The organism is Eubacterium ramulus (genome assembly GCF_045002895.1).
Lineage (GTDB): Bacteria > Bacillota > Clostridia > Lachnospirales > Lachnospiraceae > Eubacterium_I > Eubacterium_I ramulus.
Genome location: NZ_CP173382.1, coordinates 1,983,360 through 1,995,000 on the forward strand (window position 1 = coordinate 1,983,360; position 11,641 = coordinate 1,995,000).

Annotated in this window: 4 protein-coding genes, 1 tRNA gene and 1 rRNA gene (1 of these 6 running past the window's edge); 1 reads left to right on the forward strand and 5 read right to left on the reverse strand. The window is 45.3% G+C overall.

Annotated elements, in window-relative coordinates; all coding sequences use genetic code 11:
• Positions 1-235: 235 nt before the first annotated feature.
• Positions 236-1,960, forward strand: coding sequence for a S8 family peptidase (locus ACIRUQ_RS09440; protein ID WP_055290668.1), 1,725 nt, complete (start codon positions 236-238; stop codon positions 1,958-1,960).
• A gap of 83 nt (positions 1,961-2,043) precedes the next feature.
• Here ACIRUQ_RS09440 and ACIRUQ_RS09445 read toward each other — a convergent pair whose 3' ends face one another.
• The 5 genes from ACIRUQ_RS09445 to ACIRUQ_RS09465 form a co-directional block, all read right to left on the reverse strand.
• Positions 2,044-4,512, reverse strand: coding sequence for a glycogen/starch/alpha-glucan phosphorylase (locus ACIRUQ_RS09445; RefSeq protein ID WP_055290669.1), 2,469 nt, complete (start codon positions 4,510-4,512; stop codon positions 2,044-2,046).
• On the reverse strand, positions 4,512-7,670 hold the full coding sequence (gene ileS, locus ACIRUQ_RS09450) for an isoleucine--tRNA ligase (protein WP_055290670.1): 3,159 nt from the start codon (positions 7,668-7,670) through the stop codon (positions 4,512-4,514). Before ileS ends, ACIRUQ_RS09445 begins: the two co-directional genes overlap by 1 nt.
• A gap of 583 nt (positions 7,671-8,253) precedes the next feature.
• The gene (locus ACIRUQ_RS09455; protein WP_055290671.1) at positions 8,254-9,327 is read right to left on the reverse strand and encodes a Gfo/Idh/MocA family protein; all 1,074 of its coding nucleotides are present in this window, start codon (positions 9,325-9,327) and stop codon (positions 8,254-8,256) included.
• Between the two features lie 152 nt (positions 9,328-9,479).
• Positions 9,480-9,552, reverse strand: a tRNA-Trp gene (locus ACIRUQ_RS09460).
• A 115-nt stretch (positions 9,553-9,667) separates the two neighbouring features.
• Positions 9,668-11,641: ribosomal RNA gene (locus tag ACIRUQ_RS09465) — 23S ribosomal RNA — on the reverse strand (it continues 919 nt past the right edge of the window).

Sequence of the window (11,641 nt, forward strand, 5' to 3'; positions counted from 1 at the left end):
TGCTATCATAACTTTCATAAGAAAAGCTATAAATAGCACATTTTTCAGCTATTTCAAGGGATGTAGACGATACATTTCTTTCAAAATAATCTTGCTCCGGATGTATTTTCTACATTTTGCACATATACAATAATATGAAAGCACGGAGCAATCCGTATAATCAAGATTTGGGTGTTTTGACACCCAAATCATATGATTACAGTTTTTAAAACTTTCAGGAAAGGAATCTGCTATCATGAATAATGAAAAATTAGAAAATCTCCTGAATCTGGCATTGAACGCCACACCGGAAGAACGTGAAAAATCTTTAGAACTGAATATTGGATATGATACTGCTTCCCGCAGCTGGGAAGTGATTGTGAAAGCCTCCGGCGGTTTTGATATGCTTTCGGAGCTGTTTCCACAGATCACGATCCATCCGTTATTAAATGGATACGGAATTCTGACAGTACCTGCCGCTCTCCTGGATGCCTTATCAGAACGCCCGGAAATTGAATACATGGAAAAACCGAAACGGCTCTTTTTTGCTGTCAATAGCGGGCGATCGGCTTCCTGTATCACGCCACTTCAGACAACACCTGCTCCAGAACGAAACAATCTCTATGGTTCCGGTATCATCACTGCCATCATCGACTCCGGCATTGACTACGCCCACCCGGATTTCTGCAACGCAGACAGCACCACCCGGATCCTTGAACTCTGGGATCAGAGCCTTGACCGGATTTTCACGCAAGCTGAAATCAACGAAGCCCTGCAGGCACCCTCGTCTCAGGAACGATACCAACTTGTCCCAAGCCGGGACTTATCCGGCCACGGCACACATGTAGCCGGAATTGCTGCCGGAAACGGACGTGCATCGAACGGCCAGTACCGCGGTGTTGCCCCACTAAGTTCCCTTTTGATCGTAAAACTTGGCATTTCCGATCCGGATGGTTTTCCCCGCACTACGGAACTGATGCGTGCGGTAGATTATGTCCTGCAAAAAGCGTTTTCATGGCAGATGCCTGTAGCCATTAACTTAAGTTTTGGCAATAATTACGGTTCCCATGACGGTGCAACCCTGCTGGAAACTTACCTTGATAATGTATCTTCTTATTGGAAGTCCTGCATTGTCACCGGCACCGGAAACGAAGGTGCTTCCCGGATTCACACTTCCGGATCATTTCTCTCAAATAGTTCCCCCGTCACCATTCCATTTTCGGTCAGTGATTATGAATCCGGTCTGAATCTCCAGCTCTGGAAATCTTACGCGGATGAAATTGAAGTAACCCTGCGCCATCCGAACGGCACGATTGTCGGGCCATTTCAGGAACGGCTTGGCACCTATCGATTTAGCGCCGGAACGACCGAACTTCTGGTGTATTACGGAAAACCAAGCCCCTACAGCATCAGCCAGGAAATCTATCTGGATTTTCTTCCCCGGGGAAGCTACATAGATGCTGGTATCTGGGAACTGACGCTTAATCCCCGCCGCATCACCGCCGGTTCCTATGACCTGTGGCTTCCGGGAGAGTCCGTAATCGGCAGCGGCACCGGATTCTTATATCCGACAGAAACCACTACGCTCACGATTCCCTCGACTGCTGCCAAAGTTATTTCGGTAGGTGCCTATAATGCTGCTTTCAACAGTTATGCCGCCTTTTCCGGGCGTGGATTTACCCGGATGGAACACCGGATCAAACCGGATCTGGCAGCTCCCGGCGTCAATATCATTTCTGCCGCTCCCGGCGGTGGCTATACATCAAAAAGCGGTACTTCCATGGCCGCTCCTTTTGTCACAGGAAGCTGTGCCCTGCTGATGGAATGGGGGATTGTGCGAGGCAATGATCCCTACCTGTACAGTGAAAAAGTAAAAGCTTACCTGATTCGGGGCACAAAAAAACTGCCTGCCTTCACGGAATACCCCAATCCCTATATCGGGTGGGGCACTCTGTGTACGGCAGACAGTATACCAACTTAAAATGCACAGTGATTCTAATAAGAATACGTCAGCTTACACTGATCAGAATCACGCGCCAAGTTTCACCTACGTTCAACTCGAATTTACTGCTCTGTTACAGTTACTTTTACTTTATCAAGATGCCAGATATCATCTACGTACTCCTGAATGGTTCTGTCAGAAGAGAATTTTCCAACATGTGCCACATTCAGCATAACGAGTTTTGCCCAGCCTTTCTCGTCTCTGTAAGCTTTCTCCACACGCTCCTGAGCTTCTGCGTAAGAACGGAAGTCTTTCAGGCAGAAGTAAGTATCAGCGAACTGTGTGCACTGTGTATTGAGCAGTGAATTGTACAGATCACGGAACAGCTCTGTATCATTTCCGGAATAGAATCCGTTGATGAGCTGCATCAATACCTGACGGATTTCCTGATCCTGATTAAAGATATCCATCGGATTGTAATCGCGGTTCTGCTCATGCGCGATGACTTCATCGGAACTCATACCAAAGATAAACATATTCTCTTTGCCGACTTCCTCAGCCATCTCTACGTTTGCACCGTCCATTGTTCCAATTGTTGCAGCACCGTTTAACATAAATTTCATGTTACCGGTTCCGGATGCTTCTTTACTTGCAGTAGAAATCTGCTCGCTGACATCTGCTGCTGCAAAGATCCACTCAGCATTGGATACTTTATAATCTTCGATAAATACAACTTTCAGCTTGTTGTCAATACTTGCATCATGGTTGATCACCTCAGCTACAGCGTTGATCAGCTTAATCGTCAGTTTTGCATTTTTGTAACCGGCAGCTGCTTTTGCACCAAAGATGAAGGTTCTTGGATAGAATTCCATATCCGGATGCTCTTTGATCTTGTTGTACAGATACATAACATGAAGAATGTTCATCAGCTGACGTTTGTACTCATGCAGACGTTTTACCTGTACATCAAAGATGGAACGCGGATCTACTTCAATGCCGTTGTGCTCCTGGATGTATTTTGCAAGACGCAGCTTGTTCTGATATTTGATCTGCATGAATTCCTGCTGTGCTTTTGGATCATCTACATAGACAGCAAGTTTTTCCATGTGGCTTAAATCTGTGATCCAATCGTTTCCGATCTTGTTGGATACCCACTCAGCCAGCAGCGGATTTCCGTGATACAGGAAACGACGCTGTGTGATACCGTTTGTCTTGTTGTTAAATTTCTGCGGGAATAACTCGTAGAAATCTTTTAACTCCTGTTTTTTCAGGATTTCTGTATGCAGTCTCGCTACACCGTTTACAGAGTAACCTGCAACGATGGCAAGGTGTGCCATTTTGACCTGTCCGTCATGAATGATCGCCATTTTGTCTTTTTTATACTGATTTCCCGGATATTCCTCTTCTACTTCCAGAAGGAATCTGCGGTTGATCTCCTCAACGATCTGATAAATACGCGGAAGCAGACGGGAGAAGATTTCAATCGGCCATTTTTCCAATGCTTCTGCCATGATGGTATGGTTGGTGTATGCACAGGTCTTCGTTGTGATCGCCCATGCCTCATCCCAGGTCAGACCTTCCTCATCCAGAAGGATTCTCATCAGCTCTGCAACTGCTACGGTTGGGTGTGTATCGTTCATCTGGATGGTTACTTTCTCAGAAAGTTTGTGGATATCCGGATGATATTTTTTATAACGGGCTACGGCACGCTGTACACTGGCAGATACGAAGAAATACTGCTGTTTCAGACGCAGCTCTTTACCCTGGATATGGTTGTCGTTCGGATACAGAACTTCTACCAGGTTTCTTGCAAGGTTTTCCTGCTCAACGGCTTTTCTGTAATCACCTTTGTCAAAGGAATCCAGCTCAAAACATTCCATCGGCTCAGCATCCCAGATCATCAGCGTGTTTACCATATTGTTGTTGTATCCAACGATCGGCATATCATACGGAACAGCCAGTACGGACTGATAATTTTTCTGAACGAATTTTGTCCGTCCGTTCTCAGCCGGCTCAGCCTGTACATAACCACCGAATTTGACTTCAAAAGAATGCTCCGGTCTGCGCAGCTCAAAAGGATAACCGTTTTTCAGCCAGTTATCCGGTACTTCCACCTGATAACCGTCTTTGATCTTCTGTTTGAACATACCGTAACGATAACGGATACCACATCCGTAAGCAGCGTAACCAAGCGTAGCAAGGGAATCCATAAAACATGCAGCCAGACGGCCCAGACCACCGTTTCCGAGTGCCGGATCCGGCTCCTGGTCTTCGATCATATTCAGATCAAATCCGATTTCATCCAGTGCTTCTTTTACTTCCTTGTATGCGGTCAGATTGATCAGGTTGTTACCGAGGGCACGACCCATCAGAAACTCCATAGACATGTAATATACCATCTTCGGATCTTCTTTGTCGAACGTCTGCTGGGTAGCAAGCCAGTTGTCAATGATAACATCTTTTACAGCATAAGACACCGCCTGGAAGACTTCCTGTTCGGAAGCCTCCTCCATGGTTTTGCGGTAAAGTGTTTTCACATTGTCTTTTACACATTTAATGAATTCTTTTTTGTCAAATAAAATATTTTTCATTACTGTTTTTCCACTCCTAACTCAACCTTGTGGCCGTTGATATTCCACTCTTTCTGGTAGCCTTCTAATGCGCCTTCTTTGATATCTACCGCAAGTACTTCACTCTGAATTTCTTCTTTGTGTGCTGCAAATACTTCACAGATTGTTTTCTCTGCTTTGAAGGAAAGGACGATCTTATCCATTACTTCAAATCCTGCCTCTTTACGCATTGTCTGTACCTTACTGATGATCTCGCGGACAAAGCCTTCCTCAATCAGCTCCGGTGTCAGTTTTGTATTCAGTACAACAGTGATGTCATTTCCGGTCTCAGTAGCAAATCCTTCTGTCTGAGCTACAGAAATCAGTAAGTCTTCTTCTGTCAGAACGATGCTATCATCCACTTCAGATAAAGTGATGGAACCTTCTTTTTTCAGCTGTGCCATTGCTGCGTGTCCGTCAATATTTTCCAGGGCAGCTTTGATCTTGCCCAGGAATTTACCATATTTCGGTCCTACGGTACGAAGCTGCGGTTTGAAGCTGTAATTTGTATATGCACTGACATCCTCGATGAAGCTTACTTTCTTGATATTCAGCTCATCCTCGATGATCTCCACAAAGAACTCCGGTACTTCAAACGGTGCTTTTACATACATATCGCCGATCGGCTGTCTGTTTTTGATATTTGCACTGTTTCTTGCCGCACGGCCAAGTACAACGATTTTCAGTACTTCTGCCATATTTTTCTCAAGTTCCGGATTGATCATTGCCTCGTCAACAACCGGGAAGTCACACAGATGGATACTTTCCGGAGCATCTTTATCAATACTTCTTACCAGGTTCTGGTAAATATCTTCTGTCATGAACGGAATCATCGGAGCAGCTGTCTTGCAGATCGTTACCAGTGCGGTATACAGTGTCATATACGCATTGATCTTATCCTGCTCCATGCCTTTTGCCCAGAAACGCTCACGGCTTCTTCTTACATACCAGTTACTCATATCATCTACGAAATCCTGCAGTGCTCTTGCAGCTTCCGGGATTCTGTAATTTCCAAGGTTGTCATCGACTGCCTTTACCGTAGAATTCAGTCTGGACAACAGCCATTTATCCATAACGGATAATTTATCATATTCCAGATTGTATTTTGTTGCATCAAATGCATCAATGTTTGCATACAGAACGAAGAATGCGTAAGTATTCCACAGTGTACCCATGAATTTACGCTGTCCTTCCATAACGGCTTTTCCGTGGAAACGGTTTGGCAGCCATGGGGCAGAATTGATATAGAAATACCAGCGGATGGCATCTGCGCCATATTTCTGCAGTGCGTCAAACGGATCAACTGCATTTCCTTTGGATTTACTCATCTTCTGTCCGTTCTCATCCTGTACATGTCCCAGAACGATAACGTTCTCGTATGGTGCTTTGTTAAATAACAGTGTGGACTCTGCCATCAGGGAATAGAACCATCCTCGTGTCTGGTCTACTGCCTCTGAAATGAACTGAGCCGGGAACTGCTGCTCAAATACTTCTTTATTTTCAAACGGATAATGATGCTGTGCAAATGGCATTGCTCCGGAGTCGAACCAGCAGTCGATTACTTCCGGTACACGGTGCATGTCTTTGCCACAGTGCGGACACTTGATGGTGACAGCATCGATATACGGACGGTGAAGTTCTACTTCTGCTGCTTTCGGATCCCCACTCTTCTCAGCCAGCTCTGCACGGCTTCCGATGGATTCCATATGACCGCACTCACACTGCCATACGTTCAGCGGAGTTCCCCAGTAACGGTTACGGGAAATACCCCAGTCCTGGATATTCTCCAGCCAGTCACCGAAACGTCCTTTACCGATGGATTCCGGAATCCAGTTTACTGTAGCATTGTTGCGCACCAGATCGTCTTTGACTGCTGTCATCTTGATAAACCAGGATTCTCTTGCGTAATAGATCAATGGTGTATCACATCTCCAGCAGTGCGGATAACTATGCTCGAATTTCGGGGCATCAAAGAGCAGTCCTTTTTCTTCCAGATCTTTTAATACCATCGGATCTGCTTTTTTTACAAATACACCCTCATACGGTGTCTCTTTTGTCATCTCACCTTTACCATTTACTAACTGAACAAATGGAAGGTCATATCTGCGTCCTACCTGGGCATCGTCCTCACCAAATGCCGGAGCGATATGAACCACACCGGTACCATCCGTCAGTGTAACGTAATCAGCGCATGTGACAAAGTAGCCTTTTTTGTGCTGTTTCTCGCAGATGTCTACGGCACAGTCAAATAATGGCTCATATTCTTTGTACTCAAGTTCTTTTCCTTTGTATGTCTCAAGTACGTCGTATGCTTTTGTGTCTGTCTCTTCATCTGCCAGTTTGCCAAGAACCGTGTCGCACAGTGCCTCTGCCATATAATAAGTATATCCATCAGCAGCTTTTACTTTCACATAAGTCTCTTCCGGGTTTACACAAAGAGCTACGTTGGACGGCAGAGTCCATGGTGTTGTGGTCCATGCAAGGAAATATGCATCCTCATCTTTTACTTTGAAACGAACCACTGCAGAACGTTCTTTGACATCTTTGTATCCCTGTGCTACCTCATGGGAAGACAGCGGAGTACCGCAGCGCGGGCAGTAAGGAACGATCTTAAAACCTTTGTATAACAGGCCTTTGTCCCAGATTTTTTTCAGTGCCCACCACTCAGACTCAATAAAGTTATTGTCATAAGTAACATATGGGTTGTCCATATCTGCCCAGAAACCAACGGTTCCGGAGAAATCTTCCCACATGCCTTTGTATTTCCATACAGACTCTTTACATTTTTTGATAAATGGATCAAGACCGTATTCTTCAATCTGCTCTTTACCGTCAAGGCCAAGTAATTTCTCTACCTCCAGCTCAACCGGAAGTCCATGCGTATCCCATCCTGCTTTTCTCGGAACCATTTTTCCTTTCATGGTCTGATAACGCGGAATCATATCTTTGATAACACGGGTTAATACATGACCGATATGCGGTTTTCCATTTGCAGTAGGCGGTCCGTCATAGAAAGTGTATGTCTCACCTTCTTTACGATTTTCCATACTTTTGCGGAAAATGTCATTTTCTTTCCAGAATTCTTCTGTCTTTTTCTCACGATCCACAAAATTCAGATTTGTTGAAACTTTTTCGTACATTCTGTTCTCCTCATTTCATGTTATATTTCTTTCCTATTTCTTTGCAGATTGTCTCTGCTTATTTATGATTCTCCCAGGAACGCATTTATTATAGAAAAATCAGACTTTCCTTTTTCTATAATTCACAGAAAATTGTATAAAATTTCCTGCAAAATAAAAAGCCTTCGTCCCGAAAAGGACGAAAGCTTTTAACAATCGTTTTAACCACCTGTTCGAAGTACGCGACATATTTGCCGGATACCAGTTCCCTGTAACGGTGGAAACACCGTCAGCTCCTACTCTCTGAAAACAGCTATGATATCTGTATCATTTCATAGAATCATGATCCATATCTACTCTGTTTTTTGTTTCAGAACTGCAACTCAGAAGTGATTTTCCACTGAGCGGTACTGATACCGGCTTCCACCGTCCCGGCTCGCTGTGATGCTCCCAGTCAGCGTACTCTCTTCATCATAGTTTTTGCATTTGAATATTTTTTAACAATGCAATTATAAGTATTCGCTTACTCGTTGTCAACCTTGTTTCAGGAAAAATGCTTCTTATTACATAGAATTTCAGTATTTTTTACTTGTTTTATAACTTTTTAGACAGACCAGCTTTGGCTTGTCGATATAATTTCTTTTCCAGGATTCTCCACTGCCTCATCCATCAGAAAAGACAGATAGGCATCCTGAAGTCCTTCACGAAGTGGATAAAACTCTTTTCCTGTCTCTACATATTGTTTCATGTGAACCAGAAGATCAGTCACTGCAATCTCATCATCATTTATCCGTGCACCCGGAAATGGATTTTCATAAATTCGTTCTCCACGGAAACTGATATATCTGTGACTCCAACCGTCTATATTATAAACTCCATCATCTTCTCTGCGCATCTGCTCGCTTACCGGACGATTCTGATGATCCATGTAACAGATCTGATCTCCCCGAACCTCTCCTCTTGCTCCCTGTATCACCCAGGAACGACTTCGTATTGGAGAAAAATACTGTTCATTATCAAAATCATAAAATGCAGCTTTTCCATTTTCAAAAATAATATCAATCCGTGCCCGATTTCCGGTTAAGATTTCTCCGGACGTATGCCACCCTGCCCGATCTCTTGTTTTTGTCACTGGAAATTGATACGTTTTTCCACTGATTTTACAATTTTCCATTCCAATTCCAAGGAATTTCCGAAAAATACTAATGGCATGATACCCATGAATGGCTGACATCGATACATTTGAAATCTCTCCAAGAATCCCACTGTCGATCACATTCTGAACCGCTGCATAATACGGTTGCAGAAAATATTGCTCTGTAACCTGAACTTTTCCATGCAAGATTTGAACTTCTTTCCAAAGATTATTTAATCCTTCTATATCTTGCCCAGGCGGAGTCTCACAAAGTACGGGAATCTGCAACTTGCATAGTCGCAAAATCCATTCTTTCATAACACTTCTCGGTACACACAACAAAGCAAATTCCGGCTTTGTATCTAATGCGGTTTCCAAATCAGTCGTTGTTAATATCCCTGTCTCTTGCTGGATCTCTTGCGCACGTTTTTCAGAATGCATTACAATCGCTGATACTTCCAGCCTGTCTGAAAGTATTTCAGCTGCGCGAAGAAAATACTGTGCCCGCCAGCCACAACCAATCATTATAAATTTCATACTCATAAGCTAAAACTTCCTCTCCTTTTTCTACATCTTTTACTGTATCAAAATCTGTTCTTTCTTATCATACATCAATTTTTTTCTCTTGGGAAGTTAGAGCCTATACAAGAAAATAAAAAACACTGAAAAACATTTCTGCTTTTCAGTGTCTGCTACAGGGACAGAAGGACTCGAACCCTCGACATTTGGTTTTGGAGACCAACGTTCTACCAACTGAACTATATCCCTATATTTTATTGAAGATATATACCTTCAAAACTTCATACAGAACCAGTGTCTTTCCGTCACCATTCAATTTCTCACTTCTCAAACTTCGTCTGCGACTCGTTTTCGCTAAGTGTTCTTGGTCAAGCCCTCAAACGATTAGTAACAGTCAGCTCCATGTGTTGCCACACTTCCACCTCTGCCCTATCTACCTCGTACTCTTCAAGGGTTTTTACTCCTTTATAAGGATGGGATATCTCATCTTGGGGGGGACTTCACGCTTAGATGCCTTCAGCGTTTATTCCTTCCGGACTTGGCTACCCGGCGATGCCATTGGCATGACAGCCGGTACACCAGTGGTCCGTCCAGCCCGGTCCTCTCGTACTAAGGCCAGCTCCCCTCAGATATCCTACGCCCGCGCCGGATAGGGACCGAACTGTCTCACGACGTTCTGAACCCAGCTCGCGTACCGCTTTAATGGGCGAACAGCCCAACCCTTGGGACCTGCTACAGCCCCAGGATGCGATGAGCCGACATCGAGGTGCCAAACCACTCCGTCGATGTGAACTCTTGGGAGTGATAAGCCTGTTATCCCCAGGGTAGCTTTTATCCGTTGAGCGATGGCAATCCCACTTTATGCCACCGGATCACTAAGTCCTACTTTCGTACCTGCTCCACCCGTCGGTGTCGCAGTCAGCCTCCCTTCTGCCTTTGCACTCTTCTAATGGTTTCCGACCATTATGAGGGAAACTTTGAGCGCCTCCGATACCCTTTCGGAGGCGACCGCCCCAGTCAAACTCCCCGCCTGGCATTGTCCCACCGCCGGATCACGGCGGCTGGTTAGAAACCCGATATTGCAAGGGTGGTATCCCAACAGCGCCTCCTCAGAGACTGGCGTCCCTGATTCATAAGCTCCCACCTATCCTGTACATGCAATACCAAGCTCCAGTACCAAACTGGAGTAAAGCTCCATGGGGTCTTTCCGTCCTGGCGCGGGTAACCAGCATCTTCACTGGTACTTCAATTTCACCGGGTGCATTGTCGAGACAGCGCTCAAATCATTACGCCTTTCGTGCGGGTCGGAACTTACCCGACAAGGAATTTCGCTACCTTAGGACCGTTATAGTTACGGCCGCCGTTTACTGGGGCTTGGATTCAAAGCTTCGCTTGCGCTAACCTCTCCTCTTAACCTTCCAGCACCGGGCAGGCGTCAGCCCATATACATCACCTTACGGTTTCGCATAGACCTGTGTTTTTGCTAAACAGTTGCTTGAGCCTATTCTCTGCGGCCCACTTGCGTGGGCACCCCTTCTCCCGAAGTTACGGGGTCATTTTGCCGAGTTCCTTGACAATGCTTCTCCCGCCGGCCTTAGGATTCTCTCCTCATCCACCTGTGTCGGTTTACGGTACGGGCGCATGGCAAACAATAGCGGCTTTTCTCGACAGGAGGGGGCACATGCTTCACTACTTTAGTTCGCTCCACATCACGGCTTCGTCTCATGCACAGCGGATTTGCCTGCTGTGCGACTACCCCGTTTGTACCGGACTTTCCATTTCCGGCCCATGTTTCCCTCCCGTGTCCCCACAGTTCTGTTACCATGCGGTACAGGAATATCAACCTGTTGTCCATCGGCTACGCTTTTCAGCCTCACCTTAGGTCCCGACTTTCCCAGGGCAGATCAGCTTTACCCTGGAGACCTTGGATATTCGGCCACAAGGATTCTCACCTTGTTCTCGCTACTCATTCCGGCATTCTCTCTTCTCAGCACTCCACAGCTCCTTACGGTACTGCTTCTTCGCGTTAAGAATGCTCCTCTACCAATGACTATGTCATTCCCAAGCTTCGGTGGCATGTTTTAGCCCCGGACATTTTCGGCGCAGGACCTCTCGACTAGTGAGCTGTTACGCACTCTTTGAATGAATGGCTGCTTCTGAGCCAACATCCTAGTTGTCTTAGAGATCCCACATCCTTTTCCACTTAACATGCACTTTGGGACCTTAGCTGCGGGTCTGGGCTCTTTCCCTTTTGACTATCCAACTTATCTCGTATAGTCTGACTCCCGTTCATCATCTGTATGGCATTCGGAGTTTGATATCCCTTAGTAAGCTTTGA

Excerpts from the sequence above, each read along its gene's own strand:
- ACIRUQ_RS09440 (WP_055290668.1), top strand. The coding sequence starts at position 236 with ATGAATAATGAAAAATTAGAAAATCTCCTGAATCTGGCATTGAACGCC.
- ACIRUQ_RS09445 (WP_055290669.1), bottom strand. The coding sequence starts at position 4,512 with ATGAAAAATATTTTATTTGACAAAAAAGAATTCATTAAATGTGTAAAA.
- ileS (WP_055290670.1), bottom strand. The coding sequence starts at position 7,670 with ATGTACGAAAAAGTTTCAACAAATCTGAATTTTGTGGATCGTGAGAAA.
- ACIRUQ_RS09455 (WP_055290671.1), bottom strand. The coding sequence starts at position 9,327 with ATGAGTATGAAATTTATAATGATTGGTTGTGGCTGGCGGGCACAGTAT.